The organism is Amycolatopsis thailandensis, assembly GCF_042723255.1.
Taxonomy (GTDB): domain Bacteria; phylum Actinomycetota; class Actinomycetes; order Mycobacteriales; family Pseudonocardiaceae; genus Amycolatopsis; species Amycolatopsis thailandensis.
Genome location: NZ_JBHXJK010000072.1, coordinates 1 through 26,455, shown reverse-complemented (window position 1 = coordinate 26,455; position 26,455 = coordinate 1). Strand labels below are relative to the sequence as shown.

The 26,455-nt window shown below is 70.1% G+C and carries 24 protein-coding genes; 15 read left to right on the top strand and 9 right to left on the bottom strand.

Features of this window, described 5'->3' with window-relative positions; translation table 11 throughout:
* Positions 1 to 19 precede the first annotated feature (19 nt).
* The 3 genes from ACFWMR_RS26265 to ACFWMR_RS26255 are packed head-to-tail and all read left to right on the top strand — an operon-like array spanning position 20 to position 1,883.
* A complete protein-coding gene (locus ACFWMR_RS26265) occupies positions 20 to 925 on the top strand; it encodes a neutral zinc metallopeptidase (protein WP_378380271.1) in 906 nt (301 codons plus the stop codon).
* Positions 922 to 1,404 (top strand): hypothetical protein, encoded by a 483-nt coding sequence (locus ACFWMR_RS26260; RefSeq protein ID WP_378275357.1) that lies wholly within the window; start codon positions 922 to 924, stop codon positions 1,402 to 1,404. The genes ACFWMR_RS26265 and ACFWMR_RS26260 overlap by 4 nt, the downstream gene beginning before the upstream one ends.
* Before the next feature lie 47 nt (positions 1,405 to 1,451).
* Positions 1,452 to 1,883: a CBS domain-containing protein gene (locus ACFWMR_RS26255; RefSeq protein WP_378275358.1), complete on the top strand. Its 432-nt coding sequence runs from the start codon at positions 1,452 to 1,454 to the stop codon at positions 1,881 to 1,883.
* Positions 1,884 to 1,963: 80 nt separating this feature from the next.
* On the opposite strand, the gene ACFWMR_RS26250 is transcribed toward ACFWMR_RS26255, so the two are convergent.
* A complete protein-coding gene (locus tag ACFWMR_RS26250) occupies positions 1,964 to 3,529 on the bottom strand; it encodes a DUF4139 domain-containing protein (RefSeq protein ID WP_378380270.1) in 1,566 nt (521 codons plus the stop codon).
* Positions 3,530 to 3,611: 82 nt separating this feature from the next.
* Here ACFWMR_RS26250 and ACFWMR_RS26245 point away from each other — a divergent pair, with 82 nt between their 5' ends.
* From ACFWMR_RS26245 to ACFWMR_RS26235, 3 genes are all read left to right on the top strand, one after another.
* Positions 3,612 to 5,423 carry a Xaa-Pro dipeptidyl-peptidase gene (locus ACFWMR_RS26245; RefSeq protein WP_378380269.1) on the top strand — a complete coding sequence of 604 codons (1,812 nt, stop codon included), beginning with the start codon at positions 3,612 to 3,614 and terminating at the stop codon, positions 5,421 to 5,423.
* A gap of 152 nt (positions 5,424 to 5,575) precedes the next feature.
* Positions 5,576 to 6,430, top strand: coding sequence for a M23 family metallopeptidase (locus ACFWMR_RS26240; protein ID WP_093937987.1), 855 nt, complete (start codon positions 5,576 to 5,578; stop codon positions 6,428 to 6,430).
* A gap of 150 nt (positions 6,431 to 6,580) precedes the next feature.
* The gene (locus tag ACFWMR_RS26235; RefSeq protein WP_378380268.1) at positions 6,581 to 7,645 is read left to right on the top strand and encodes a DUF4192 domain-containing protein; all 1,065 of its coding nucleotides are present in this window, start codon (positions 6,581 to 6,583) and stop codon (positions 7,643 to 7,645) included.
* Here ACFWMR_RS26235 and galE read toward each other — a convergent pair.
* From galE to ACFWMR_RS26220, 3 genes are all read right to left on the bottom strand, one after another.
* Positions 7,620 to 8,573: a UDP-glucose 4-epimerase GalE gene (gene galE, locus ACFWMR_RS26230; protein WP_093938038.1), complete on the bottom strand. Its 954-nt coding sequence runs from the start codon at positions 8,571 to 8,573 to the stop codon at positions 7,620 to 7,622. The genes ACFWMR_RS26235 and galE overlap by 26 nt on opposite strands.
* Positions 8,574 to 8,696: 123 nt before the next feature.
* Entirely contained in the window at positions 8,697 to 9,878 is a 1,182-nt protein-coding gene (galK, locus tag ACFWMR_RS26225; protein WP_378380267.1) for a galactokinase, read from the bottom strand.
* Complete coding sequence (locus tag ACFWMR_RS26220) at positions 9,875 to 10,594, bottom strand: metal-dependent transcriptional regulator (protein ID WP_093937990.1); 720 nt, start codon at positions 10,592 to 10,594, stop codon at positions 9,875 to 9,877. Before ACFWMR_RS26220 ends, galK begins: the two co-directional genes overlap by 4 nt.
* Before the next feature lie 108 nt (positions 10,595 to 10,702).
* On the opposite strand from ACFWMR_RS26220, the gene ACFWMR_RS26215 reads away from it, so the two are divergent.
* The 3 genes from ACFWMR_RS26215 to ACFWMR_RS26205 are packed head-to-tail and all read left to right on the top strand — an operon-like array spanning position 10,703 to position 15,483.
* On the top strand, positions 10,703 to 11,551 hold the full coding sequence (locus tag ACFWMR_RS26215; RefSeq protein ID WP_378380266.1) for a sulfurtransferase: 849 nt from the start codon (positions 10,703 to 10,705) through the stop codon (positions 11,549 to 11,551).
* A 55-nt stretch (positions 11,552 to 11,606) separates the two neighbouring features.
* The gene (locus ACFWMR_RS26210; RefSeq protein WP_093937992.1) at positions 11,607 to 12,779 is read left to right on the top strand and encodes an acetoin utilization protein AcuC; all 1,173 of its coding nucleotides are present in this window, start codon (positions 11,607 to 11,609) and stop codon (positions 12,777 to 12,779) included.
* Position 12,780: 1 nt separating this feature from the next.
* Positions 12,781 to 15,483 carry a bifunctional acetate--CoA ligase family protein/GNAT family N-acetyltransferase gene (locus tag ACFWMR_RS26205; RefSeq protein ID WP_378274376.1) on the top strand — a complete coding sequence of 901 codons (2,703 nt, stop codon included), beginning with the start codon at positions 12,781 to 12,783 and terminating at the stop codon, positions 15,481 to 15,483.
* A 186-nt stretch (positions 15,484 to 15,669) separates the two neighbouring features.
* Here the strand turns inward: ACFWMR_RS26205 and ACFWMR_RS26200 are convergent, their stop codons facing one another.
* From ACFWMR_RS26200 to ACFWMR_RS26180, 5 genes are all read right to left on the bottom strand, one after another.
* Entirely contained in the window at positions 15,670 to 16,095 is a 426-nt protein-coding gene (locus ACFWMR_RS26200) for an SgcJ/EcaC family oxidoreductase (RefSeq protein ID WP_093937994.1), read from the bottom strand.
* Positions 16,043 to 17,215, bottom strand: a complete 1,173-nt coding sequence (locus ACFWMR_RS26195; protein ID WP_378380265.1) for an alpha/beta hydrolase family protein — start codon at positions 17,213 to 17,215, stop codon at positions 16,043 to 16,045. Before ACFWMR_RS26195 ends, ACFWMR_RS26200 begins: the two co-directional genes overlap by 53 nt.
* A gap of 66 nt (positions 17,216 to 17,281) precedes the next feature.
* Positions 17,282 to 18,793 carry a long-chain-fatty-acid--CoA ligase gene (locus ACFWMR_RS26190; protein ID WP_378380264.1) on the bottom strand — a complete coding sequence of 504 codons (1,512 nt, stop codon included), beginning with the start codon at positions 18,791 to 18,793 and terminating at the stop codon, positions 17,282 to 17,284.
* Positions 18,790 to 19,863 (bottom strand): acyl-CoA dehydrogenase family protein, encoded by a 1,074-nt coding sequence (locus ACFWMR_RS26185; protein ID WP_093937997.1) that lies wholly within the window; start codon positions 19,861 to 19,863, stop codon positions 18,790 to 18,792. The genes ACFWMR_RS26190 and ACFWMR_RS26185 overlap by 4 nt, the downstream gene beginning before the upstream one ends.
* An 8-nt stretch (positions 19,864 to 19,871) precedes the next feature.
* Positions 19,872 to 21,053, bottom strand: coding sequence for an acyl-CoA dehydrogenase family protein (locus ACFWMR_RS26180; protein ID WP_378380263.1), 1,182 nt, complete (start codon positions 21,051 to 21,053; stop codon positions 19,872 to 19,874).
* Positions 21,054 to 21,156: 103 nt separating this feature from the next.
* Here ACFWMR_RS26180 and ACFWMR_RS26175 point away from each other — a divergent pair, with 103 nt between their 5' ends.
* From ACFWMR_RS26175 to ACFWMR_RS26150, 6 genes are all read left to right on the top strand, one after another.
* Positions 21,157 to 21,348 carry a ferredoxin gene (locus ACFWMR_RS26175; RefSeq protein WP_378274381.1) on the top strand — a complete coding sequence of 64 codons (192 nt, stop codon included), beginning with the start codon at positions 21,157 to 21,159 and terminating at the stop codon, positions 21,346 to 21,348.
* Positions 21,349 to 21,419: 71 nt separating this feature from the next.
* Complete coding sequence (locus ACFWMR_RS26170) at positions 21,420 to 22,304, top strand: 3-oxoacyl-ACP reductase (protein WP_378380262.1); 885 nt, start codon at positions 21,420 to 21,422, stop codon at positions 22,302 to 22,304.
* Between the two features lie 10 nt (positions 22,305 to 22,314).
* The gene (locus ACFWMR_RS26165; protein ID WP_378380261.1) at positions 22,315 to 23,076 is read left to right on the top strand and encodes a glucose 1-dehydrogenase; all 762 of its coding nucleotides are present in this window, start codon (positions 22,315 to 22,317) and stop codon (positions 23,074 to 23,076) included.
* A gap of 118 nt (positions 23,077 to 23,194) precedes the next feature.
* Positions 23,195 to 23,953 (top strand): MlaE family ABC transporter permease, encoded by a 759-nt coding sequence (locus ACFWMR_RS26160; protein WP_093938001.1) that lies wholly within the window; start codon positions 23,195 to 23,197, stop codon positions 23,951 to 23,953.
* 1 nt (position 23,954) lies between these two features.
* Entirely contained in the window at positions 23,955 to 24,803 is an 849-nt protein-coding gene (locus ACFWMR_RS26155; protein WP_378380260.1) for an MlaE family ABC transporter permease, read from the top strand.
* Positions 24,800 to 26,134: an MCE family protein gene (locus ACFWMR_RS26150; protein ID WP_378274385.1), complete on the top strand. Its 1,335-nt coding sequence runs from the start codon at positions 24,800 to 24,802 to the stop codon at positions 26,132 to 26,134. Before ACFWMR_RS26155 ends, ACFWMR_RS26150 begins: the two co-directional genes overlap by 4 nt.
* The last annotated feature ends 321 nt before the right edge of the window (positions 26,135 to 26,455 follow it).

Here is a 26,455-nt window from a genome sequence, read left to right as displayed (position 1 = left end):
CGCACGTTTGGGGGACATCATGACCGCGCCATCGCCGCCTCGTCCCGAAAGCCCCCGGAACACGGGCGCCGCGGTGATCGGCCTGCTCATCGTCGCGGCCTTGACCACCACCGGGATGGCGATGGCGGGCGGACCCCGGAAGATCGACGGCCAGGCGCTCCCGGTGTCCGGCGCGTTCACCTCGGAAGGGGCCAAGGCCCCGGCCGGGACCGCGCGGCCCGCGCCCAAGGAGGTGCGGGAACTGGAGACGAACCCGCTGCTGGCCGAAGGGATCGCCCTCGGCGCGGTCACCTGCCGCCTGCCGTCGATCAGCCGTGACCCCGCGAAGCTGGAGACGTACTACAAGACCTTCGCCTCCTGTCTCGCCGAAGCCTGGAAACCCGCGCTGGACCAGGCGAACGAGCCCAACCTGACGGCGACCGTGCAGGTGACGCTGCCCGAGACCAGCGCCTGCGGGAAGGCGCCGAGCGAGAACGAGGCCGTCGCCTACTACTGCGGCGGGGACACCACGATCTACGCGCCGACCCAGTGGATGCTGGGCGACGCGGGCCTCGAACGGTCCCGGCACCTCGCGACGATGGCCCACGAATACGGGCACCACGTCCAGCGCTCCAGCGGGATCCTGTCGGCGGCCGCGGAGAAGATGTCGTCGCCGGACGAGGACTCCCCGGCGGACAAGGAACTGGTCCGCCGCATCGAACTCCAGGCGAACTGCTTCGGCGCGCTCGCCCTCGCGGCCGCCGCCGGCCGCGGTTCGATCAGCAGGTCGCTGGCCGACGCGGCGCTCGCCGACTACGGCCGCGCCGACGACAGCGACACCCACGGCAGCCGCCGTAACCAGCTGAAATGGGCGAAGGCCGGGTTCTCCGGCAAGACGACGTCGGCGTGCAACACCTGGGCCGCTCCTGCTACGGATGTCAAATGACCGACGACGTGATGGCCGAGATCAACACCGGCCTCCAGCTGCACATCTCCGGTGACCGGGCGGGCGCGCGCGAGAAGTTCGCGGCGCTGTGGGAGCGGATCGGCGAGGACGGAGACCCGCTGCACCGGTGCGCGCTCGCGCACTACATGGCCGACGTCTGCGACGACCCGGCCGACGAACTCTCCTGGGACCTTCGCGCGCTCGCGGCGGCCGATTCGCTCACCGACGAACGCGCCCAGGAGTATCACGCGACCCTGGCCGTGCGCGGGTTCTATCCGTCGCTGCACCTGAACCTCGCGGAGGATTACCGCAAACTGGGTGATCACGAGGCCGCGAAGACCCACTTGGAGCTCGGGCGGGGGACCCTCGGCGCGCTGGGTGACGACCCTTACGGCCTGGGGATCATCGAGGCGTATCGCGCGCTCGCCACCCGGCTGGGTATCGAAACGGACTCTCCGGACTTTCGCGCGGGCCGGTGAGGCCATAACCTGGAGTGACTCAGGTCACCCATCCGGGAGGAGCGCGTATGCGGATTTCCGATCTGTTGCGGAACAAGGGGGCGGCCGTCGCGACCGTCTCGCCGGAGACGAACGTAACCGAACTGCTCGAGAGACTCGCGGAGCACAATGTCGGCGCGCTGGTGGTCGTCGACGCCGAGGGCGGGATCGTCGGGATCGTCTCCGAACGGGACGTGGTGCGCCGGCTCAACGAGCGCGGGCCCCAGCTGCTCGACGGATCGGTGGCCGCGATCATGACGAAACTGGTCGCCAGCTGCACCCCCGAGGACTCGGTCGACCAGCTGTCGGTCCTGATGACCGAACGCCGGATCCGGCACGTCCCGGTCCTGGTGGACGGCAGGCTCGCGGGGATCGTGAGCATCGGCGACGTCGTGAAGACGCGGATGGAACAGCTGGAGAAGAGCCAGGAACAGCTGGAGGCTTACATCTCGCAGGGCTGATCCACCTCGCTCAAGTGCAATGAAGGGGCCTTTCATAGCAAAATTTGCTATGAAAGGCCCCTTCATTGCACTTGAGGGGGCTACTCGCGCCACCCCGAAAGCTCCACGCCCTTCGCGACGTCCACTCGGTATCCGAGCGTCACGACGCCCTTCGCGCCCGGAGCGAGCGTCAGCCGCCAGGTGAACTCACCCAGCTCGGTCCGCTCCACCGGATCCGGCACGGTGCGGACGTCCCGGACCGTGATCGCGTCGTCCCGGGAGACCGGCGCCTGGTCCAGCACGGTCACGACGGCTTCGCGCGGGCTGTGGTTGGTGAGCGTGGTGGTGTAGGCGGCCTCCCGCTTGCGGACGCCGGACAGCGTCGCCTTGCTCGCCGTGCGGTGCGTGAGTTCGCGGTCGACGCGGATCCGGTCGTCCACGCCGAGGGCGAGTTCGAGTTCCTCGCCCGGCGCCCAGACGTCGAGCCGCGTGGTGCCGACGAACTCCGTCTCATGGAACACCGACGCCTTCCCCGGCCGCAGCGTGTGCTCCGAGGTGTTGACCACGGTCGCCCGCAGGAACGCCTCCGGCGACGCCGCCGGAGCGGTGATGTAGCCCAGTTTCGCCGTCAAGTCCAGCTGCGCGAGCGTCGTGCGGTGGCCCTGCGCGCCCGAGGGCACCGCCACCGGGCGTCCCGGCCGGTAGGTGACCGCGGTGGTGCCTTGCTCGACGGACGCGGTCCGCACCGCCATCGCGGGCGCGGCCGGCGCCGCCATGCCCACCGACTCCGGGATCCCGCCGCCCGCGGGCGACGCTCCGCCGTACGCGGCGCGCGCCATCAGCGGCTGGACTGGCCGCACGCGGTCGAGGAACCACGGTTCGAGTTCCGGCACCTCCACGGTGTTCGCCGGCCGTGCCGTCGACAGGGCCAGCTCGCATTCCGGCCAGTCCTCCCCGGTGTGCTGGGTGATCCGCCCGTACCAGGTCACCGCGACGTCTTCCCCGCGCACGCGGACGTCGTAACCCGGTTCCCAGCTGGCGTTGGCGACCACATAGGACAGTTCGAGCCCGATTTCCGCGCCCTCCTCCTGGCCTTCCAGCTCGACCGTGACCGTCGCGCTGTCCACTTCGGACGTCCCCTGTTTCGCTTCGATCTCCCGGTCCAGCGCCTTGAGGTCGTCACGGAGCCGGGCGAGGCGGATGCCGAGTTCTCGGCGTTTCCCCAGTGCCTCGGCCAGTTGGGTGCCGAGCGCGTCGGTGACCTCCGCGACCCGGGGCGGTTCCGCCGTGCCCGCGGCCAGCGCCTTCGCGAAACTCTTCCCGCTGCGCGTCGCCAGCCCGGTCAGCAGATCGACTTTCGCGGTTTCCGCGGAGACCGCGTCCGCGACCTCGTCGACCACGGCCTGATCGGTCCGCCGTCGCTCGGTCAGTGTGCGCAGCGACGCGTCCGCGGGCACGGGGTGGCGCTCGACGGTGACGTCGACCCCGGCGATGATCGCCGGTCCGGAACCGGTGACCCGGACCGAATCGGTGTCCAGGTTCCACGGCAGGCCCGCGAAGGCGAAGCGGGTTTCCCCGTCGAGGCGTGCCGACGCCCGCCTCGTGATCCGGGCATGGTGCGGATAGACGGTGACGGCGACGATCGGGGCTTCCACGGTGCTCGGCATGCCTCCGACGTTAGTCTCTTGACACCCGTTCGGGGGGCCGGAAACCTCAGCTGGGTCTTGCCCGCCCGCCTTTGGGGGTCACGTGAGAGTCGCCAGACTCGCCGCCTTGTTCACCGCCGTCCTGGTCCTCCCGGCGACGGCGCTGCCCGCTCAAGCCGACGCGCCGCCGACGCCGGTTTTCAAGGACGGCCAGGCGCAGCCGGTGTTCGACCCGGCGGACGTCATCCGGGAGAACGTGTGGGTCACCGCACCGGTCGACAGCGACCATGACGGCAAGGACGACCTCGTGCACGCGGAGGTCGTGCGGCCCCGCGCGACCCAGCAGGGCATGAAGGTCCCGGTCGTCTACCAGGCCAGCCCGTACTACGCGGGCGGCAACGACGTCGCGAACCACAACGTCGACGTGGAGCTGTACGTGCCCGGCGCCAAGCGCGCCCCCGCGGGCCCGAAGATCGCGACCAAGACCGTCGGCCCGAACCCGGCGCCGATCAACTGGAGCTACCAGAACTACTTCGTCGCCCGCGGTTTCGCCGTGGTGTACGGGGAGTCGCTCGGCAGCGGCCAGTCCACCGGTTGCCCGAGCACTGGCGACGTCAACGAGACCATCGGCGCCAAGTCCATTGTGGACTGGCTGAACGGCCGCGCGACGGCGCGTGACGCGGCGGGCAAGGCCGCGGTCGCCGACTGGAGCACCGGCAAGACCGGCATGATGGGCGTCTCCTACAACGGGACGCTGCCCAACGCGGTGGCCAGCACCGGCGTCAAGGGACTGGAGACGATCGTCCCGATCGCGGCCATCTCCAGCTGGTACGACTACTACCGCAACGACGGCGCCGTCGTCGCGGCCGGCGGTTTCCAGGGCGAGGACGCCGACGTGCTCGCGGACTACGTCCACACCCGTCAGGATCGCGCCGTCTGCCGTCCCCTCATCGACAAGATCGCCGTCGACCAGGACCGGGTGACCGGTGACTACAGCCCCTTCTGGGACGTGCGCAACTACCGCAACGACGTGAGCAAGGTGCGCGCGTCGGTGCTCGTGGTGCACGGCCTCGGCGACTGGAACGTCAAGACCGACCAGGGCACCCGCTGGTACGAAATGCTCAAGGCGCACGGCGTCGAGCACAAGATCTGGCTGCACCAGGCCGGGCACGCCGACCCGATGAGCCTCCGCCGCGACGTCTGGCTCACCACGCTGAACAAGTGGATGTCGCACTACCTCTACGGCATCGACAACGGCATCGAGCGCGAGCCGAAGGCCACCATCCAGCGCGAGGACAAGTCGTGGGTGGACGAGCCCGAGTGGCCGCTTCCCGGCACCCAGGACGTGAAGCTCTACCCGTGGCCCGGTGGCTCCTCGAAGGGCAAGCTCGACACCCGCAACCCCGTGCCGGGCAAGGCCACCGTCGAGAAGCTGGCCGACGACGCGAGCAAGACCGTCGAACAGCTCGCCAACGCGGCCTCGTCGGGCAACCGGCTGCTGTACTCGACCACCGCGGCGAGCCAGCCCGTCCGCCTCTCCGGCACGGTGAAGGCCGACCTCTCACTGTCCTTCGACAAGCCGGCCGCGAACGTGACGGCGGTGCTCGTCGACCGGGCCCCGAACGGGTCGGCGAAGGTGATCACCCGCGGCTGGACCGACCCGCAGAACCGGCGCGACCCCGCCAAGACCGACCCGATCACCCCTGGTGAGAACTACAAGGTCGAGGTGGAACTGGTCGCGAAGGACTACCTGCTCGCGGCCGGGCACAAGATCGAGTTCCTGGTGGCCTCCAGCGACCACGACTACACGCTCCGGCCGAAGCCGGGCGCGGGTGTCTCGGTCGAGCTGAACCGGACTTCGCTGGTGCTGCCGGTGGCGGGAGGCAAGCCCGCGCTGCGCGCCGCCTTCGGCTGAGTCCGTCCGTCCTCCGGATGCCACGTCCCGCCCGGGGCGTGGCATCCGGCGTTTTCGGGGAAAATGCCGACCGGACCTCGCGCTTGTATGGAAAATGTATTTCCTCCGGCTTTGCTCGGCGAGTCCGGCTTCCCCACCCGATGGAGGTCTCCATGTCCAGGTTGCGCCGCTTCGCAGTGCTCGCCGCGGCGGCTGTCGTCCCCGCGCTCGGCCTGACCCTCGCCGGTACGACGCAGGCGTCGGCCGCCCCGAACTTCCAGGTCCCGTTCAAATGCGGTGTCACGGTCACGGCCGCCACGTTCAGCGGGCACAGCCCGGCCAACTCGGTCGACTTCCAGAAGTCGGGGATCACCGGGATGCCGGTGGTGGCCGCGGCGGGCGGCACCGTCAGCCGGGTCGCCAACGAAGGCAGCACGAGCTATGGGCGCTGGGTCGAGGTCGACCACGGCGGCGGCTGGACCACCCGGTACGCGCACCTTTCGACGCAGTCGGTGTCGGTCGGCCAGGCCGTCAGCCTCGGCAAGCAGCTCGGCACGGCAGGCGCCACCGGCGGTGTGACCGGTCCGCACCTGCACTTCGAAGAGCGGCTCAACGGTGTCGCCCAGAAGGCGAAGCTGAACGGCGTCGCGGTGCCTTACTACGGCCACACCAACTTCACCAGCAAGAACTCGTGCGGCGGCAACCCGTACGAGGCCACCGAGGTGTGCGGCAGCGGGTTCTCCGTCGTCGACTCGCAGGCGCTCGCCGGTGGCTCCGGCACCGCGTACCTGCTCTACAACGCTTCGACCAAGTCCAACTGCGTGACCACGTTGAAGGCGGTTTCGCTCGGCACCGCGTCGCCGGTGTCGGCCTTCCTCGAAGTCCAAGGTTCGGCTCGCACCACCGACTCCGGCAGCTTCACCTACTACGCCGGACCCGTGAAGAAGACGGCCGCCTCGACCTGCGTCAAGTGGGGCGGCTCGGTCGGGGCGAACGCCTACGAGAGCCCGTTCGAACACTGCGACTGACCCCGCGGGGCCGGGCACTGTAGATCACCCCACCGACAATCCGGCGCCCCCGGGGCCGGTCCCGGTGGCGGTTGTCCACAACGGTCCCGGCTGTCCACAGATGTGTCCCGCCCCCACCCAGCGGCCCCATTCCCGCCGCAGGGTGGGGGCATGACCACAACCACCACGACCGGCAGGACCAAGGTCGATCTGAAGGATCCGGCGGACCTGCTCGCCGCGATCCCGTACATCCTCGGGTTCCACCCCGAGAACTCCGTCGTCGTCTTCGGGCAGAAGGGGCCGGACCGCAAGAGCCAAGGCCTCACGATGCGCGTGGACCTTCCACCGCCCGGCCTGGAGAGAGACCAGGCGCGAGACCTCGCTGTCCGGCTCGCCGTCACCGATCACACCGGTGCCACGGTGGCCGTCGTCGGCGGCGGTTCCCCGAACCCGTCCGGGCGGCCACCTCGCCGCCGTTTCCTCCGTCGCCTGGAATCCTCGCTCGCCGAATATGGCATCCCGTTGTTGCACTCGCTGTGGGCACCGTCCATCACCGAGGGCGCGCGATGGCGGTGCTATCGCGACACGGACTGCGGCGGCGTCCTGCCCGACCCTCGCAAGTCGATGGCCGCCGCGGTCACCACCAGCGAAGGCCAGGTCACCCACGAGAGCAGGGCGGATCTGGAGCGCCTTTTCGCGGCCGGTCCACCGGAGACGCTCGCGCGCCGTGGCGACATCCTGAGCAGGATGGCCGATCCGCCCTGGGGAAAGGACGACCTCGTCGAGGCGGGGCTCGCCGAGGTGAGCGCCGCGCTGGCCCGTGCCGGGCGGGGCGACGAGGTGATCACCGACGAGCAGGCCGTCCGGCTGGCGTGGGCGCTCTCCCTCGTCGAGGTCCGGGACGCCTGCCTGCTCACCGCGGCCCCTGTGGGCTCACCCTTGGCGCGCGCCGCGGAGGACCTCTGGCTCCGTCTCGCACGCGAGCTGCCCGAACCGGAATCCGCCGAGGCACTGTGCCTGAAGGGGCACGCGGCCTACGTCCGCGGTGACCTGACCATCGCCAACATGGCGCTGGCCAGGGCCCGCGAAGTCGATCCGGAACACCGGATGGTCAGACTGCTGACAGCCGCTCTGGACGGGATGCTGCCTCCGTCCGAAGTGGCCGAAATGGTGCTGCGGCGACAGGACGAAGAGCCGCCCGCGTTCTGGCTCAGACCGCCTGGCGGGACTGAGTGAACGCCCACGCGTCGGCCACGATGCCGTCGAGGTCGGTGCGCTCCGGCTTCCAGCCGAGTTCTTCGCCCGCCCGCTCGCTGGAGGCCACCAGCACCGACGGGTCACCCTCGCGGCGCGGCGCGACCGCGGCGGGGATCTCGTGACCGGTGGTGCGGCGGCACGCCTCGATCACCTCGAGCACGGAGAAGCCGGTGCCGCTGCCGAGGTTGTAGATGCGGTGCTCGCCGTCGACGGCGTGCTGCAGGGCCAGCAGGTGCGCGTCGGCGAGGTCGACCACGTGGATGTAGTCGCGGATGGCGGTGCCGTCCGCCGTCGGGTAGTCGTCACCGAAGACCTGGATCCGCTCGCGGTCCCCGGTGGCGACCTGGAGCACGAGGGGGATCAGGTGGGTTTCGGTGGTGTGCCGCTCGCCGAAGGAGCCGTAGGCGCCGGCGACGTTGAAGTAGCGCAGGCTGACGGCGGCGATGCCGTGGGCACGAGAGAACGAGGTGATCGCGTGGTCGATGGCCAGCTTCGTCGCGCCGTAGGTGTTCGTCGGCCGCGTCGGCGCCGTCTCCGGGATGGGGGAGGACTCGGGCTCGCCGTAGGTGGCCGCGGTGGAGGAGAACACCAGCCGCTTCGTGCCGTGGTCGCGCATCGCTTCGAGCAGGCGAAGCGTGGTCAGGACGTTGCCCTCCCAGTACTTCGCCGGATCCGTCATCGACTCGCCGACCAGCGACTTGGCGGCGAAGTGCAGGACGCCGTCGAAACCGTCGCCGAGGAGGCGCCGAGCGACCTCGGCGGCGTCACCCTCGATGAAGGTGGCGTCCGGGTGCACCGCGTCGGCGTGCCCGGTGGAGAGGTCGTCGACCACGGTGACGTCGTGCCCGGCCTCGATGAGACGGGCCGCGCAGACACTGCCCACATAACCGGCTCCGCCCGTCACCATCAGCTTCAGGGTCTTGGTCGGTTCGTCGGTCACGTTGGCGCCTTTCTACTGCGGATCCGGTCGCGGCCCAGTGTCCTCGCCCCCGGGCACACGGCACGCCCGGGGGTCTCGCGACCGCGAGCCCTACAGCTCGTCGCGGCCCGCGCCGCGCGAGGGCACCGCGGTGAAAAGCCTGGGGTGGCGCAGATCCGCCGCCTCGTACGCCGCCTTCACCGCGCGTCCGACGACGTCCACATCGGACTCCCGGACGAGGGCGATCGCCGAGCCGCCGAAACCGCCGCCGGTCATCCGCGCGCCGAGCGCCCCGGCCTCGCGGGCCGAATCGACGGCGAGGTCGAGTTCGCGGGTGGAGATCCGGTAGTCGTCGCGCATGCTGACGTGCGAGGCGTCCAGCTGGGGGCCGATCTCGGTGATCCGGCCGGCGCGCAGCAGGTCCACGGTGTCGAGGACCCGCTGGTTCTCCGTCACCACGTGGCGCACCAGCGGCACCAGCTCGTCCGGCAGCTTCGCGAGCGCGGTGTCGAGCCCGTCGACGCCGATGTCCCTCAGCGCTTTCACTTCGAGCAGTTCCGCGGCGCGTTCACAGCCCCGCCGGCGTTCGCCGTAGCCGCCCTCGGCGTGCGAGTGCTTCGTGCGGGTGTCCATGATCAGGATCCGGACGCCGGACTCCTCCAGCGGGAACGGCACCTGTTCCAGCTCGCCGGAACGGACGTCGAGGAAAAGCACGTTCGATTCCGTGCAGCACAGGGACGCGGTCTGATCGAGCAGGCCGGTCGGCGCCCCGACGAAGTCGTTCTCCGAACGCTGCACCCAGCGGGCCACCTCGTGCAGGCTCGGCGCCCCCGCGCCGGTCCCCGGGGTGATGCCCGCCAGCCCGAGGAGGGCGAGAGCGACAGCGCATTCGAGAGCGTGGGAGGAGGACAGTCCCGCCCCCGAGGGCACGTCCCCCGCGATCGCCACGTCCGCGCCGGCGCCGAGGCCCTGGTCTCGCAGCACCCAGGCGACACCCGCCGGGTACGCGGCCCACCCCTCGACCGAGCCGGGCTTCAGATCGCCGATGGTGAGCGGGCCCGATTCCTGGACCCGGCCGTCCGAGCCGAGCGTGGCCACGGTGAGCACGCCGTCCTCGCGCGGGGTCGCCGCGGCGGCGAGCCGGTGCGGGAGGGCGAACGGCAGCACGAACCCGTCGTTGTAGTCGGTGTGCTCGCCGATCAGGTTCACCCTGCCAGGCGCCGACCAGACCCCGGCCGGAGCCCGGCCGTGGAGGGTCCGGAAGGTCGCCGCGGCGTCGGACGCGGCGCTCACCGGGCCTGCGCCAGCACGGCGTGCAGGGCCGAAGTGGCCACCAGGGCGGTGTTGCTGCCACCGGTGACCTCGATGGTCCCGCCGGGAGCCGCCTTGCCGACCTTGACCCGGCTGCCGGGCACGATGCCGACCGACTTGAGCTCGGTCATCAGCGTCTCGTCCAGCTGAACGTGCTCGGCGATGCGGCGGATCTCGACTTCGCCGCCACCCATCCGGGCGAATTCGTCGAGCCGCACGAGGTCGGCTTCGGCCGGCGGGGCGGGATCGCCGTCGCCGAGCTTGTCCAGTCCCGGGATCGGGTTGCCGTAGGGCGAGGTGGTGGGGTGGTCGAGCAGCTTGACCAGCTTGCGCTCGACGGCCTCGCTCATCACGTGTTCCCAGCGGCAGGCCTCGTTGTGGACGTGCTCCCATTCCAGGCCGATGACATCGACCAGGAGGCGCTCGGCCAGCCGGTGCTTGCGCATGACCGCGATGGCGAGCTCGCGCCCGTGCTCGGTCAGCTGGAGGTGCCTGTCGTCCGCGACGACGACCAGCCCGTCCCGTTCCATCCGCGCGACGGTCTGGCTCACGGTCGGGCCGCTCTGCTGCAGCCGCTCCGCGATCCGGGCCCGCAGCGGGACGACACCTTCTTCTTCGAGCTCGTAGATCGTACGCAAGTACATCTCTGTGGTGTCGATGAGATCGTTCACGCTGTCCCCTTCGTCCGCGTTGCTCATCGTAGTCGCTGGCACTGACAGCGACGCAGGCGTGGGGACAACAAGCGCCGTGCCGGGAAAAGTCCCCCAAGCTGGGCGCGGAGCCGTCAGTCGCGGGAAGATGGCCGCATGCGCCCCATGATCACCACCAGCGAACTCGCCGCGCAGCTCTCCGGCCCGGATTCTGCACGCTCCGTAGTCCTCGACGTCCGCTGGCGGCTCGCGGGCCCGCCCGGCGCCGATTCCTATCGTGAGGCGCATCTCCCGGGAGCGGTGTACGTCGACCTCGACAAGGCGCTCGCCGGAGAGCCGGGTGACGGCGGACGTCATCCGCTGCCCGAAGCGGAGACCCTGCAGCGGCATCTGAGGGCGGCGGGGGTCCGCGCCGGGCACCCGGTCGTGGTCTACGACGACTCCGACGGGTCGGTCGCGGCCCGGGCGTGGTGGCTGCTGCGCTGGGCCGGGCACGCCGAGGTCGCCGTGCTGGACGGCGGGTTCGCCGCCTGGGCCGAGGAAGAGCGCCCGCTCACCACCGAGGTCCCCTCGCCCGAGGAAGGGGACCTCGTCGTCGAACCCGGTGGCATGCCGGTGCTGGACGCGACCGGGGCCGCCACGCTCGCCAGGGACGGGCTGCTCTTCGACGCCAGGGCGAAGCCGAGGTACGCGGGGGAGACCGAGCCGATCGACCCCCGCGCCGGGCACATCCCCGGCGCGGTCAACGCCCCCTTCTCCGGGCATCTCGCGGAGGACGGCCGCTGGCGCGACGCCTCGGAACTGGCCGAGCGGTTCGAAGGATTCGGCGTGACACCGGAGACGCCGGTCGGTGTCTACTGTGGATCGGGCGTCACCGCGTCGTCCGTCGTGCTCGCGCTCGAGGTCTCCGGTCACCCGGAGCCCGCGGCGCTGTACGCGGGTTCGTGGTCGCACTGGTCCCGCGATCCGGAGCGCCCGGTGGCCACGGGGGACCTCCCCGGCTGACCCGCGGCGTCTGGAACGGGGGCACTGGCCGCGATCGGGCACTAGAGTTCGCACCATGCGAGCACCGGCCGTCGTATGGGACTCCTCGCTGCTGGGTTACGACCTCGGCGGCGAGCATCCGTTCAACCCGGTGCGGCTCGAACTGACCATCCGGCTCGCCACCGGACTCGGCGTGCTCGACGGGGTCGAGCTGCTCGTCCCCGACGCCGCGGGCGAAGACGAGCTGCGCCGTGTCCACCTGGACGAGTACATCGAGGCCGTGCGGCGGGCGCCGATGACCGGTGCCGATTTCGCGCACGGGCTCGGCACCGAGGACAACCCGGTTTTCACCGGCATGCACGAGGCTTCCGCGCTGGTCGTCGGCTCGACGCTGCTGGCCGCGCGCAAGATCGCCGACGGCGAGGCGACCAGGGCGGTGAACATCGCCGGCGGGCTGCACCACGCGATGCCGGGCAAGGCGTCGGGCTTCTGCGTCTACAACGACTGCTCGGTGGCGATCTCGTGGCTGCTGGACCACGGCTTCGACCGCGTGGCCTACGTCGACACCGACGTCCACCACGGCGACGGCGTGCAGACGGCGTTCTACGACGACCCCCGGGTGCTGACCGTTTCGCTGCACCAGCACCCGTTCACGCTGTGGCCGGGCACGGGCTATTCGGCGGAGATCGGCAAGGGCGGGGCCGAGGGCACCGCCGTCAATCTCCCGCTGCCGCCCGGTACCCGCGACGGCGGCTGGCTGAGGGCGTTCGAGGCGGTGGTGCCGTCGCTGCTGGAGCAGTTCCAGCCGCAGATCCTCGTCACCCAGTGCGGCGTCGACTCGCACGAGGAAGACCCGCTGGCGGATCTCTCGCTCTCGGTGGACGGTCATCGCGCCATCTACCGGCGGCTGCGGGAACTGTCCGAAGCGCACGCCGGTGGCCGCTGGATCGCCGTGGGCGGCGGGGGTTACCAGCTGATCCGGGTGGTGCCGCGGTCCTGGACCCATCTGCTCGCCACCGTGCTCGATCGCGACGTCGACCCGGCGACGGCGTTGCCGCCGGACTGGGTCGCGTCGATCTCCCGGGCGGCGCCGAAAGCCGAGATCCCGCCCGGCATGTCCGACGGCCGTGACACCACCTTCGTCCCGTGGGGGGACGGGGCGGACGAACCGGTCGACATCGCCATCCGCGACACCCGCCGCGCGATCTTCCCGCTGCACGGCCTCGATCCGGACGATCCGAGGGACTGACATGGCCACTGGAAACACCGCGGATGCCAAGCGCGACCCGTACGACTTCCCGCGCGAGTGGGAGGCCGACGTCCTGCTCTCCGACGGCGGCACGGTGCACCTGCGCCCGGTGATCCCCAGCGACGCCGAAGGCCTCGTCGCCTTCCACGGCCGGTTGTCCGAACGCACCCGGTACTTCCGGTACTTCGGCGCCTATCCGCGGATCCCGCAGCGGGACCTCGAACGGTTCTCCGTCGTCGACCACCACGACAGGGTCGCCTTCGTCGCGCTGCTGGGCGACGACATCGTCGCGGTCGGCCGCTACGAGCGGCTCGACCAAGGGCCGTCGGCCGAGGTCGCGTTCGTCGTCGACGACGCCCACCAGGGCCGCGGGCTCGGGTCGATCCTGCTGGAACACCTGGCCGCCGCCGCTTCGGAATCCGGGCTGCGCCGTTTCGTCGCCGAAGTGCTCGCCGAGAACGCGGCGATGGTCCGCGTGTTCCGCGACGCGGGCTACCAGGTCAGCCGCGAGATCGAAGAGGGCGTGCTCCATCTGGAATTCGACATCGACCCGACCGAGGAGTCCCTCGCGGTCGCCCGGTCCCGGGAGCAGGCCGCCGAGGCGCGCAGCGTGCACAACCTGCTGCATCCGAAGTCCGTCGCGGTGATCGGCGCGTCCACCGACCCGACGAAGATCGGCTACGTCGCCCTCACGAACCTGCTGAGCGCCGACTTCGCCGGCACCGTCTACCCGGTCAACCCCGAGCACAAGTCCGTGCGCGGCGTCCGCGCGTATCCGTCCGTCGTGGACATTCCCGACGCCGTCGACCTCGCGGTGGTGGCCGTCCCGGCCGAGGCCGTCGAGTCCGTTTTGGACGGTGCGCTGGCCAAGGGCGTCAAGACTCTCTTGATCGTCTCCGGCGGGTTCGCCGAAGCCGGACCGCACGGGCTGCACGCCGAGCTGAGGCTGGTCGGGGAAGCCAGGGCGCACGGGATGCGCGTCGTCGGCCCGAACGCGCTGGGCGTGCTCAACACCGACGCCTCGGTCCGGCTCAACGCCACCCTCGCACCCCGCCTGCCCGCCCGCGGCCACACCGGGTTCTTCTGCCAGTCCGGCGCGCTGGGCACCGCGATCCTCGCCGACGCCGAGGCACGCGGCCTCGGGCTTTCGACGTTCGTCTCGGCGGGCAACCGGGCCGACGTCTCCGGCAACGACCTGCTCCAGTACTGGGAGACCGACCCGGCGACCGACCTCGTCCTGCTGTACCTGGAATCGTTCGGCAACCCGCGCAAGTTCGCGCGGCTCGCCCGGCGGCTGGCGCGGACGAAACCGGTCGTGGCGGTGAAATCCGGCAGGCACGCGGTCCGCCCGCAGCTCGCCGCGACCTCGGCGGAGGTCGACGAGTCCAGCGTCCAGGCCCTGTTCGAGCAGGCGGGCGTCGTCCGCGTCGACACGCTCGCGCAACTCTTCGACACCGCCCTGGTCTTCGCCCACCAGCCGCTGCCCGCCGGGCCGCGGATCGCCATCGTGGGCAACTCCAGCGCCATCGGGTTGCTCGCCGCCGACACCGCGCGGGCGCACGGTCTCCGGCTGACCTCGGACCCGGTCGACGTCGGGCCGCAGGCGAGCCCGGAGGAATTCGCCGCCGCCGTGCGCGAAGCCCTCAACTCCCCGGAGACCGACGCGCTCGTGGTGGTCTTCGTGCCCCCGCTCGCGATCCCGGGCACCGCGTACGCCCGCGCGCTGCGGGAAGCCGTCGTCGAGATGGACAAGAACAAGCCGATCGTGTCGACCTTCCTCGCCGTCGAGGGTGTCCCGGACGAATTGGCCGTGCTGTCCGAGGACGGCGTGCCGACGCGGGGTTCGGTCCCGTCGTACCCCAGCCCCGAACGCGCGGTGAACGCGCTGGCGCGAGTCGTGCGCTACGCCGCGTGGCGGCAGCGACCGCAGGGCAACCTGGTGCGGCCCGCCGGTCTGCACGCCGAACAGGCACAGGTCATCGTCGGTGAACTCCTGGCGGGCGAGGACGGCAAGACGACGCTGCTGTCGGACGACGACGTGGTCCGGCTCCTGGGCTGCTACGGCATCGACGTCGTCCCGTTCCAGGTCGTGACCTCCGCGGAAGAGGCGGTGAAAGCGGCCGAGGACCTCGGGTTCCCGGTCACCCTCAAGGCAGTCGACGAGCGGCTGCGCGGCAGGCCGGACCTCGCCGGGGTGCGGCTCGATCTGTCCTCTTCGGACGGTGTGCGCCGGGCGTACCTCGATCTGCGCGAGATCTCCGGCGACGACGAGGTCTACGTCCAGCGGATGGCGCCCAAGGGCCTGTCGTGCGTGATCGGGCTGCAGGACGACCCGTCGTTCGGTTCGCTCGTGTCGTTCGGGCTCTCCGGGCTGGTCAGCACGCTGCTGGGGGACCGGGCCTACCGCGCCGTCCCGCTCACCGACGTCGACGCCGCCACCCTGCTGCGCGAACCGCGGACCTCGCCGTTGCTCACCGGGTACCGCGGTGACGAACCGGCGGATCTGGCCGCGCTCCAGGACATGGTGCTGCGCGTCGCGGCGCTCGCCGAGGACAACCCCGAGGTCCGCTCGATGACGCTCGACCCGATCCTGGCCTCGCCGGACGGCGCCTTCGTCGCCAACGCCCGGATCGTGCTGGGCCCGCCGCCGACCCGCCCCGACACCGGACCGCGACGGCTGAGGCCGATCAACGCCCCTGCTTGAGTCCGGGCAGCACCACGCCGAACACGCTCACGGCCAGTGGCGCGAGGATCCCGAACGCCGCCGTGACGGGAAGGCGAACAGCACCGCCGACGCCCCGCTCAGCACCGGCCACACCCCGAACTCGCCGGTGTCCGCCAGTGCTTCCTCAGGCGCGTCACACCGTCAGTCTGCCGGGAACGGCGCCGGTCAGGAATCCCACTCCTGGGGCGAGCGAGCGGCGAGATCCGGGTCGTGGCCGGTGAACGACGCTATATCACCCTTGATCGTGTTGTGGAAGGCGGCGACCCGCCCGTCGTGGACGAGCATCGTCTGCACCGCGCGCTGCTCCCCGGCGAGGGGACCCGCCGGGATGGACATCACCGTCTCGGAGTGCACGAGGTCGAATCCGCCGCCGAGCGGGCGGCTCGACACCTGGCGGAGTTCCAGCCTGCTGCCCCGGTAGATGGTGTCGAAGATCTTCTGGCTTTCGCGGGCGATCGTCGCGCGGCCGCGCTGGATGCGGCCGACGACGTCGACGAAATCCACGTCCTCGGCGAAGTTCGCGGCCCACGCCTCACCGTCACCGGCGTTCCAGGCGCGTTCCAGCGACGTGATGATCTCCTCGGTGGTCATCGCTGTCCTCCCTTCTGACGTCTGTCCCCTTGTTTAGCAGGAAGCGGACGCTCGTGTCGCTGCTTCGGTGACGCAGGTACCTGTCGAAGAACGCGCTCAGTTCGGCTCGCTGAACCGCGACGCTCCGCGCCGGGTCGATGGTGCCGACGAACGCGGCCGGGGCGTTGCCCAGCTGGGGCAACAGGGTCTGGTAGTCGGTGAAGCTGAAGTGCTCGCCGTCCGGCAGGCGCGTCTCGCGGGTCCAGCCGCGCTGGTTGCGCTGGAACTCCTGCCAGGACGCGTCCGACGCCGCGCTGTGGTCACCCGCGCTCATCAGCAGGAACGGCCGGTCGAGACCTTCGTCGGCGACGCGGCCGAAGATCCGCCGCGACTGCGAGTGCGCCATGCTGCCGTCGAGATCCGCCCCGGCGACGACGCGCGGGTCCTCCACCATCGTCTCGCCCGCGGTGAACCCGCCCGCGGAGTGGCCGAACATGCCGACCCGGGAAAGCCGAAGCCTGTCGAGGACGAACCGCGTGTCCTGGACACGGGTCTCCATCACGCGCTTCGACACCTCGACGCTCGACGGCGGCAGGGCTTTCTTCTCGACGCGTCCACCGGGGAACTCGACCGCTTCCGCCTCGTGGGTGTGGTTGATCGCCACGACGACGTACCCCTCACTCGCGAGCTGTTCCTGCAGGACGGTGCCGTGCGAACGGGACAAGGTGCCGCCGGGTGAATACAGCACGACAGGCCGCTTCCCGACGATGGCGGGCGCGCCGAGCCGGGAATTCGTGGGAAAGCGGTAGTCGAGGGTGTCCGCCTCGACGCCCAGTTCGACGGCGTCGCCCTCGGCCACGACCTTCGCGACTCCCGGCGCCATGTACGGCGCCTTCGGTTTCCCGCTCGGCAGAGCCGGGTACCGCACGGTGACCATCAGTTCCCTGACGGTGCCGGGAACCCACGGGTCCTGGCGGGAGTGGTCGATCAGGTGCAGGTCGGTACTGCCGACCGCGTACGGGCCGGTCGGCGCCGGCAGGCTCAAGCGGACAGGGGCCGCCGAAGCGGTCGGTGCGAGAAGGACGGCGGGGAGGGCGAGAGCCGTGGCCAGTACACCCATCCTCTGTGGAATTCGTTTCATGGCAACGAACTTAGGGAGCGATCAGCTGTCCGGGCATCGGGAAGATCACCGGTGCCGACCCTGGGATCAGTCCCGGGGGTAGCGGAGCTCCCAGGCGTCTCCGGCGCCGTCCGCGGCCAGTTCCCGTTTGAGCACCTTGTGCGTCGCCGTGCGTGGCAGCTCTTCGATCACCCGAACGAACCGAGGGCGCTGTTTCGGCCCGAGGTCGCCTTGCGCCGCGACGAAAGCGGCGAGCTCACCGGCGTCGACCGGAGACCGGCAGACCAGCGCGGCCATCACCTGGTCGCCCACGCGCGGATCCGGCACCGCGTACACGGCGGCTTCGCGGACGGCGGGATGCCGCAGGAGCGCGCGTTCGATCGGGGCGGTGCCGAGGTTCTCGCCGTCGACGCGAAGCCAGTCGCCGAGCCGTCCCGCGAAGTAGCAGTAGCCGTCCGCGTCGAGGTAGGCCAGGTCGCCGGTGTGGTACATCCCGTCGCGCATCCGGTCGGCTTCGGCGGCCGGATCGCCGTAGTACCCGGCGAAGAAGCCCGGCCCGCCGGTGTTGACCAGTTCGCCGACCGCCTCGGCGGCGTTGAGCAGCTTCCCGGCCGCGTCGAATTCCGCCGGGGGACAGGGTTCCCCGGTCTCCGGATCGAGTACGGCGACGCCGTCGAGCAGCCGGCCGAGTGAGCCGGGCGGGGTGGTGGCGTCCCGGCCGAAGTTCACGCCGCCCTCGGTCGAGCCGAACGCGTCGACCACGTGACAGCCGAAGCGCTTGGCGAAAACGGCGAGGTCGGCCTCCGCGCCTTCGTTGCCGTAGACCAGTTTCAGCGGGTTGTCGGCGTCGTCGTCCCGCTCGGGAGTGGTGAGCACGTAGGACAGCGGCTTGCCGACGTAGTTGGCGTAGGTCGCCCCGAACTTCCGGACGTCGGGAAGGAAACCGGAGGCGGAGAACCGGCGCCGCAGCGCGATCCCCGCGCCCGAGGAGAGCCCGACCGACCAGCCCGCCATGATGGCGTTGGAATGGAACATCGGCATCGCCACGTACGCGGTGTCCTCTGTGGACAGACCGAAGCGGGAGGCCAGCATCTCGCCGGGGTAGGCGACCTTGTCGTGGGTGCACCGGACGGCCTTCGGATCGCCGCTGGTGCCGGAGGTGAAGATCAGCATGAGCAGGTCTTCGGGCTTCGCGGCCACGGGAACGACCGTCTCGGGCGAGGGTTCGAGCTCGCTCAGCGGCCGCACCGGGACGCCTGCCTCGGACAGCAGGGGAAGGTACTTCTCCTCGGCGAACACGAGCTCGCAGTCGGCCAGCGTGACGTCGCGGGCCAGCGCCGCGCCCCGGCGAGTCGGGTTCAAGCCGACCAGCACGTGCCCCGAGAGCGCGGCACCGCCGAGCAGGAACGAGAACTCGGGGATGTTGTCGGCCAGCAGCCCGAAATGCCCGCCGGGCCGCAGGATCCCGTTCAGCGCGGCCGCGTGTCCGGCGCAGGCCCGGACGTGTTCGGCCCAGGTCCATCGCCGGTCCTCGAACAGCAGCCCGGTCGAGCGGTCCTCCGCTCTGGCGAGCAGGAGCTCCGTGACCGTGGGGGTCATGCCGGGTCCGCGGCCAGGAGGTCGCCGAGACCTCGCAGCTGCGCGGTCGCGCCACCCCAGGTGAACTCGAGCCGTTTCGCCGCGACGAAGTAGCGGTGCAGCGTGTGGTCGACGTCGATGCCGACCCCGCCGTGGATGTGCACGGCGGTGTGCGCCACGCGGTGACCCGCCTCCGCCGCCCAGAACTTCGCCGTCGCGACCTCTTCGGCCGACGGCAGGCCCTCGCTCAGCCGCCAGACGGCCTGCCACAACGTCAGCCGGACGGCTTCGACGTCGACGTAGGCGTCGGCGAGCCGCTGCCGCACCGCCTGGAAGCTCCCGATGAGGTGGTCGAACTGCTTGCGTTCCCGCGCGTACTCCGCGGTCAGCTCCAGTGCCCGCTCGACGACGCCGAGCTGCTGCGCGCAGGCACCGATCGTGCCGCGCAGACGCAGCCATTCGCCGATGTCGCCCAAGGAGACCTCGGCCTTGGCACCGGACAGTTCGACGAGCGCCGCGTCGGCGTGGTCGACGGTCCGCTGCGCCGAGACGGTCACCGCGTCCCGGTCCAGCAGGAACACCTGACGGCCGCCGTCGATGGCGGCTTCGACGAGGAACCCGTGCGCGAACGCGCCCGAGGCCACCGCGGTCTGCGCGCCGGTCAGCCGCCAGCCGTCGCCGTCGGCCTCGGCGGTGAACCCGCACGGCACGCCGTAGTCCGGCAGCGCCACCGCGAGGACGTGGTCGCCGCGCAGCACCGGGACGACCCAGCGCTCGGCAAGCCGCCCGTCACCGAATTCGGCGACCGCCGCGGCGCCCATCACGACCGACGTGAGATAGGGGACCGGCGCGACCGCGCGGCCGATCTCGGCCAGTACCGAACACTGCTCCAGCGGCCCGAACCCGCCGCCGCCGACCGACTGTGGCAGGGCGGCGTCGATCACTCCGGCCTGGGCCAGGGAAGTCCACAGTGGAGCGTCGAACCCGCCGGAACCGTGCGGCCCCAGCACGTCGGGCGTGACCTTGTCCGTCAGGATCCGGCGCGTGAGCGACGCGAGATCCTGCTGCGCTTCGGTGAGCGTGAAGTCCATCGTGTCTCCTAGCGCGTGACGGGCAGGCCGAGGGCGGTCGCGGCGATCATGTCCCGCTGGATCTCGTTGGTGCCGCCGCCGAAGGTGAGGATCAGCGACGAACGGTGCAGCCGTTCGATCCGGCCGCGCAGCAGGGCACCGGGGGAGCCCTCGCGGACCACGGCGCCGGCACCCAGGATCTCCATCATCAGCCGGTACGCCTCGGTCGCGAACTCCGTGCCGAACACCTTGGTCGCCGAAGCCTCCGCCGGGCCGAGGTCGCTGCTCGCGGCCGCCCAGGCGATCCGCCAGTTCCGCAGTTTCAGGTACTCGGCGTGCGTGTGGATCCGCGCCAGGTGCAGCCGGACCCACGGCTGGTCGATGACGCGGGAGCCGTCGGGCAGCTTGGTCGTCTGCGCCCAGGTCCGCACGTCGCGCAACGACGTCTGGATCGGCGCGGCCGAGGTCAGCGCGACCCGTTCGTGGTTGAGCTGGTTCGTGATGAGCGGCCAGCCCTCGTTCTCCCCGGCGACCCGCGAGGTCACCGGCACGCGCACGTCGTCGTAGTAGGTCGCGCTCGTGCCGGGCCCGGCGACCGTGCGCACCTTCGTCCAGGAGAAACCGGGCGCCGACGTCGGCACGATCAGCATGCTCAGGCCCTTGTGCTTGCGGGCCTCGGGGTCGGTGCGGGCGGCCAGCCAGATGTAGTCGGCGTACTCGATCAGGCTCGTCCACATCTTCTGGCCGTTGATGACGTAGTCGTCGCCGTCGCGGACCGCGCGAGTGCGCAGGGACGCCAGGTCGGTGCCCGCGCCCGGCTCTGAGTAGCCGATCGCGAAGTGCAGCTCGCCGGCGGCGATCTTCGGCAGGTAGAACGCCTTCTGTTCTTCGGTGCCGTACCGCATGATCGTCGGCCCGACGGTGTTCACCGTGAGGAACGGGACGGGCACCCCCGCCGCGGCCGCTTCGTCGGTGAAGATGAGCTGATCGAGCATCGGCCGGTCCTGCCCGCCGTACTCGCGGGGCCAGCCGATCGCGAGCCAGCCCGCACTGCCCAGGTCCCGGACGATTTCCTTGTACACCAATCCGTCGCCGTACTCGCCGCCGTCGTCGGCCAGGGCTTCACGGCGTTCGGGGGTCATCAGTCCGGCGAAGTACTCCCGGAGTTCCCCGGCCAGTGCCCGTTGCTCCGGCGTGTAGTCGATCCGCATCCGTCACCTCTGCCGTCGGTGCTCGTTACTGGTGCCATGGCCGCTCGCGGCGGTAGGGTAGAACCTGTTCTAGTTGTACCAGGTGTGGCGGCGAGGAGGGAATATGGAGATCGACGTCGATCGCTCGCTCTGCGAGGCGAACGCGATCTGTGTCGGCTTCGCGCCCGAGGTCTTCGATCTCGACGACGACGAGGAGCTTGTCCTCGAATCGGCCGAAGTTCCGCAGAATCAAGTAGAACGTGTTACTCAAGCCGTAGCGAGCTGTCCGAAAAACGCCCTGCTCATACGCGGTTAGCACCGTTAATTTGGACCTTGCATGTAGCGAGAACAGATTCTAGTGTGTGCGGAGAGGCAAGGAGGCCTGGAGTGAGTTTGGACGGCAAGACGGCCATCGTGACCGGGGCCGGCGCGGGACTCGGCCGGGCCGAGGCGCTGGCGCTGGCCGCGGCGGGGGCGTCGGTGGTGGTCAACGACGTGTCGACCGCCGCGCAGGTGGTCGCCGACGAGATCGAGGCCGAAGGCGGCAAGGCCGTCGCGGTCACCGGCGACGTGTCGGAGTCCTCGACCGCGGACGCGCTGCTCTCCGCCGCCGTCGACCACTTCGGCGGACTCCACGTCCTGGTCAACAACGCGGGCGTGCTGCGCGACCGGATGCTCTTCTCGATGTCCGACGAAGAATGGGACACGGTGCTTCGGGTCCACCTTCGCGGGCACTTCCTGCTTTCCCGCAACGCCGGGGCGTACTGGCGTGAAAAGTCCAAAGTGGACGGCGCGCCGGTGTACGGCCGCGTGGTCAACACCGCGTCGGAGTCGTTCCTGCTCGGCGCCCCCGGCCAGCCGAACTACGGCGCGGCCAAGGCGGGCATCGCCGCGCTCACCGTCTCCACCGCGCGCGGCCTTTCCCGCTACGGCGTCCGCGCCAACGCGATCTGCCCGCGCGCCCGCACCGCGATGACCGAAGCCGTCTTCGGCGCCGACGCGCCGGAAGGGATCGACCCGCTTTCGGTCGACCACGTCGCGCCGTTCGTCTCCTTCCTCTGCTCGCCCGAGTCCGACCGCGTCAACGGTCAGGTCTTCCTCGTCTACGGCGGGATGGTCGCGCTCATGCGGCCGCCGTCGGTGGAGCAGCGGTTCGACACGGTCAACGGGACCTGGACGGTCGACGAGCTCGCCGGAAGCGTGGGCGGCTACTTCGCCGACCGCGACCCGGAACGCATGTTCTCCGCATCCGAAATCATGTCGCTGCCGTGAGGAGATGACGATGGGCAGGCTCGACGGCAAGGTAGCCCTGATCACCGGCGGTGCCCGCGGGCAAGGCGAGGCGGCCGCGCGGCTGTTCGTCGCCGAGGGCGCGCGCGTGGTGATCGCCGACATCAACGACCTCGACGGCAAGAAACTCGCCGCCGAACTCGGCGAAACGGCCGTCTACCAGCATCTCGACGTCGGTGACGAGGCCGAATGGGACGCCGCGATCCAGCGGACGCGGTCCGAGTTCGGGCCGCCGACGGTGCTGGTCAACAACGCCGGCATCCTGCACTTCTCGGAACTCGGGAAGACCACGCTCGCCGACTACGAACGCGTCATGCGGGTCAATCAGATCGGGGCGTTTCTCGGCATGCGCTCGGTCGTTGAACCGATGACCGGGGCCGGAGGCGGCTCCATCGTCAACGTGTCCTCTGTGGAAGGACTCGCCGGGATGCCGTATCTCGTCGCCTACACCGCGAGCAAGTTCGCGATCCGCGGGATGACCAAGGTCGCCGCGCTCGAACTCGGCGCGAAGAACATCCGGGTCAATTCGGTCCATCCCGGCGCGATCGACACGCCGATGGTCGCCGCGGCGGCCGGTGGGCAGAAGATCGACATGTCGTGGGTTGGCAAGAAGGTCGCCTTGGGCCGCGTCGGGCGGCCGGAGGACATCGCGAAACTCGTGCTGTTCCTGGCCAGTGACGACAGTTCGTACAGCACGGGCTCGGAGTTCGTCGCCGACGGCGGCGCGACCGCGACGCACGCCCTCAAGATTTAGCGCGGAGGTGCCGAGAGCAAGGTGAACACCGCCGACGCAATGGGGCGTTGACAGGTGGAGTAGAAACTCGGGCAGGCGACTGGGAGGTTCTGTGGGAGCGACGGTGTCCGTCCCGGGTATGGGTGCGCTCACACAGGTCGGCAGGCTCGCGACCCTGTCGTGGGAGGTCCTGCGGGCGATCTTCAAACGCCCGTTCCAATTCCGCGAATGGATCCAGCAGTGCTGGTTCTTCGCCAGCGTCACCATCCTGCCGACGGCGCTGGTGGCGATCCCGTTCGGCGCGGTCATCGCCCTGCAACTCGGATCGCTGACCCAGCAGATCGGCGCGCAGTCGTTCACCGGCGCGGCGAGCGCGCTCGCGATCGTGCAGCAGGCGAGCCCGCTGATCACCGCGCTGCTGGTGGCGGGCGCGGGCGGCAGCGCGGTCTGTGCAGACATCGGCGCCCGCAAGATCCGCGAAGAGATCGACGCGATGGAGGTCCTCGGGGTCAACCCGATCCAGCGCCTGATCGTGCCCCGGGTCCTGGCCGCCATCGTGGTTTCGGTGCTGCTGAACGGTTTGGTCAGCGTCGTCGGCGTGCTCGGCGGCTACTTCTTCAACGTCGTCATGCAGGGCGGCACCCCGGGCGCGTACCTCGCCAGCTTCAACGCGCTCGCGCAGGTGCCGGACCTGTGGGTCAGCGAGATCAAGGCGCTCCTCTACGGTTTCGTCGCCGGGGTGGTCGCGGCCTTCCGCGGGCTGAACCCGGCGGGCGGGCCGAAGGGCGTCGGCGACGCGGTGAACCAGGCCGTGGTCATCACGTTCCTGCTGCTGTTCCTGATCAACGTCGTGCTGACCGCGATCTACCTGCGGATCGTGCCGCCGAAGGCGATGTGACATGGCGAGCGAACCCGCTGTTTCGGACCGGACGCTCGAGATCATCGCGCGTCCCGGCGCGATGATGGAAGGCTTCGGCGGCCAGCTGTCGTTCTACTTCCGGGCGCTGGCCTGGGCACCGCGCACGATCCGGCGCTACGGCCGCGAGATCTTCCGGCTGCTGACCGAAGTCAGCTTCGGCACCGGTGCGCTCGCGGTGATCGGCGGGACGCTCGGCGTGATGATCGGGATGACGCTGTTCACCGGGCTCATCGTCGGCATGCAGGGCTACTCGGCGCTGAACCAGCTCGGCACGGCCGCGCTGACCGGGTTCATCTCCGCCTACTTCAACACCCGCGAGGTCGCGCCGCTTTCGGCGGGGCTCGCGCTCTCGGCCACCGTCGGCTGCGGGTTCACCGCGCAGCTCGGCGCGATGAAGATCTCCGAGGAGATCGACGCGCTCGAAGTGATGGGTGTGCCGAGCCTGCCCTACCTCGTGACGACGCGGGTGATCGCCGGGGTCAGCGCGGTCATCCCGCTCTACGCCGTCGGCCTGCTCTCGTCCTATCTGGCCTCGCGGCAGATCACCATCTGGCTCTACGGCCAGTCGGCGGGCACCTACGACCATTACTTCACGCTGTTCCTGCCGCCCGAGGACGTGCTCTGGTCGTTCGTCAAGGTGATCATCTTCAGCGTGCTCGTCATCCTTTCCCATTGCTATTACGGCTATACCGCCAGCGGTGGGCCCGCCGGGGTGGGGATCGCCGTCGGCCGCGCGGTGCGGACGTCGATCGTGCTGATCTCGGTTCTCGACTTCTTCCTGAGCCTCGCGATCTGGGGCGCGACGACGACGGTGAGGATTTCCGGGTGAACAGGGGGATTTTGCTGCGGCGGCTCCGGCATCAGGTGCTGGGGCTGGTCTTCCTCGTGGTGGTCGTGCTGTTCTTCGTCACGACCATCGCCTTCTACCAGAAGGCCTTCACCACGGTGACCCTGGTGAAACTGGAGACCGACCGCATCGGCAACCAGATGCGCGAGGGCGCGGACGTCAAGGTGCGCGGGATGGTCGTCGGTGAGGTGCGGTCGATCCAGGCCCACGGTGACCACGCGACGATGGACCTGGCGCTGCAACCGGACAAGACCAAGGTCATCCCGTCGAACGTGTCCGCGAGGCTGCTGCCGAAGACGTTGTTCGGTGAGCGATATGTCGCCTTGCAGATCCCCGAGCGGCCCGAGCGGCACATCGGCGAGGGCGACGTCATCCCGCAGGACCGCAGCAGCAGCGCGATCGAGCTGGAAACCGTGCTCGGGAACGTGATGCCGTTGCTGCAGGCCGTCCAGCCGGAGAAGATGGCCAGCACGCTGAACGCCGTCGCGTCCGCTTTGGACGGTCAGGGCAAGCAGCTCGGCGCGACGATGGCGGGACTTTCGGACTATCTCGGGAAGGTGAACCCGTCGCTGCCCGACCTCAAGGCCGACATCTCCGGGCTGGCCGACGCCGCCGAGATCTACGACAAGGCCGCGCCGGATCTGCTGGCCGCGTTGTCGGATCTGACCACCACGAGCAAGACGCTCGTCGAGAGCCAGCGCGGGCTCGCCGACGTCTACTCGACCGTGACCGCCGCGTCGCTCGACCTGACGAGCTTCCTGAAAGTGAACCAGGACAACCTGATCCGCCTCACCACCAACCTCCAGCCCACGCTGGACGTCCTCGCGAAGTACGCGCCGGAGTACCCGTGCCTGCTCAAGCAGCTCGCCGGGTCGGTGCCCCGCGCGGAACTCGCGTTCGGCAAGGGCACCGCACATCCCGAGGTCAGCCGGGTGACCATCGAGTTCACGCCGAGCCGCGGCAAATACCTGCCCGGCGTCGACGAGCCCAAGTACAACGACAAACGTGGCCCGAGGTGTTATCCGGAGGTTCCGCCGCCGGGCCGCTGGCCGCAGTATCCGCCGGACGGCGCGATCGACGACGGGTCCTCGAAGCCCGCTCCTCCGCGTGACCCGGACGGAAGGCTGCCCTCGAACGGGACCATTCCGGCGGGCGGGAACGCGGGCGGCTCGGTGGTGAACACGCCGGACGAACAACGGCTGATCGACCTGCTCGTGTCGCCGGCGATGGGCACGACGCCGGACCAGGTGCCGAACTGGGGGAGCCTGCTGGTGGGACCGCTGTACCGCGGCGCGGAGGTGGAGCTCCGATGATTGTCACGTCAGCCGCCCGAGCCGGGCTGAAGGGGCCCTTCACCGCATGCGACGCGGTGAAGGGAGCTTTCACCGCGTCTGATGAGGGGAAAGAGTCCTTCAGCAACCACTCACGAGGCGCTGCGTCTCGACCACGTCGCGAAAGCCACTTTCGGGACGTCACGTGTCCCGAAAGTGGCTTTCGCGGCACGCTCGTGGTGGGTCGAGCGGGTGGTGAGTGGCGATTCGGGTTAGAACACGATTTGCCACTCACGACCCAGCCGACGTGGCGTAATCCACTTTTGCAACCATGAACGTATCGGAAGTGGGGTTTGCAAACCG

Coding starts and splice junctions, on each gene's coding strand:
- ACFWMR_RS26265 (WP_378380271.1), top strand. CDS start 20: ATGACCGCGCCATCGCCGCCTCGTCCCGAAAGCCCCCGGAACACGGGC.
- ACFWMR_RS26260 (WP_378275357.1), top strand. CDS start 922: ATGACCGACGACGTGATGGCCGAGATCAACACCGGCCTCCAGCTGCAC.
- ACFWMR_RS26255 (WP_378275358.1), top strand. CDS start 1,452: ATGCGGATTTCCGATCTGTTGCGGAACAAGGGGGCGGCCGTCGCGACC.
- ACFWMR_RS26250 (WP_378380270.1), bottom strand. CDS start 3,529: ATGCCGAGCACCGTGGAAGCCCCGATCGTCGCCGTCACCGTCTATCCG.
- ACFWMR_RS26240 (WP_093937987.1), top strand. CDS start 5,576: ATGTCCAGGTTGCGCCGCTTCGCAGTGCTCGCCGCGGCGGCTGTCGTC.
- ACFWMR_RS26235 (WP_378380268.1), top strand. CDS start 6,581: ATGACCACAACCACCACGACCGGCAGGACCAAGGTCGATCTGAAGGAT.
- galE (WP_093938038.1), bottom strand. CDS start 8,573: ATGGTGACGGGCGGAGCCGGTTATGTGGGCAGTGTCTGCGCGGCCCGT.
- ACFWMR_RS26220 (WP_093937990.1), bottom strand. CDS start 10,594: ATGAGCAACGCGGACGAAGGGGACAGCGTGAACGATCTCATCGACACC.
- ACFWMR_RS26215 (WP_378380266.1), top strand. CDS start 10,703: ATGCGCCCCATGATCACCACCAGCGAACTCGCCGCGCAGCTCTCCGGC.
- ACFWMR_RS26210 (WP_093937992.1), top strand. CDS start 11,607: ATGCGAGCACCGGCCGTCGTATGGGACTCCTCGCTGCTGGGTTACGAC.
- ACFWMR_RS26205 (WP_378274376.1), top strand. CDS start 12,781: ATGGCCACTGGAAACACCGCGGATGCCAAGCGCGACCCGTACGACTTC.
- ACFWMR_RS26200 (WP_093937994.1), bottom strand. CDS start 16,095: ATGACCACCGAGGAGATCATCACGTCGCTGGAACGCGCCTGGAACGCC.
- ACFWMR_RS26195 (WP_378380265.1), bottom strand. CDS start 17,215: ATGAAACGAATTCCACAGAGGATGGGTGTACTGGCCACGGCTCTCGCC.
- ACFWMR_RS26190 (WP_378380264.1), bottom strand. CDS start 18,793: ATGACCCCCACGGTCACGGAGCTCCTGCTCGCCAGAGCGGAGGACCGC.
- ACFWMR_RS26185 (WP_093937997.1), bottom strand. CDS start 19,863: ATGGACTTCACGCTCACCGAAGCGCAGCAGGATCTCGCGTCGCTCACG.
- ACFWMR_RS26180 (WP_378380263.1), bottom strand. CDS start 21,053: ATGCGGATCGACTACACGCCGGAGCAACGGGCACTGGCCGGGGAACTC.
- ACFWMR_RS26175 (WP_378274381.1), top strand. CDS start 21,157: ATGGAGATCGACGTCGATCGCTCGCTCTGCGAGGCGAACGCGATCTGT.
- ACFWMR_RS26165 (WP_378380261.1), top strand. CDS start 22,315: ATGGGCAGGCTCGACGGCAAGGTAGCCCTGATCACCGGCGGTGCCCGC.
- ACFWMR_RS26160 (WP_093938001.1), top strand. CDS start 23,195: ATGGGTGCGCTCACACAGGTCGGCAGGCTCGCGACCCTGTCGTGGGAG.
- ACFWMR_RS26155 (WP_378380260.1), top strand. CDS start 23,955: ATGGCGAGCGAACCCGCTGTTTCGGACCGGACGCTCGAGATCATCGCG.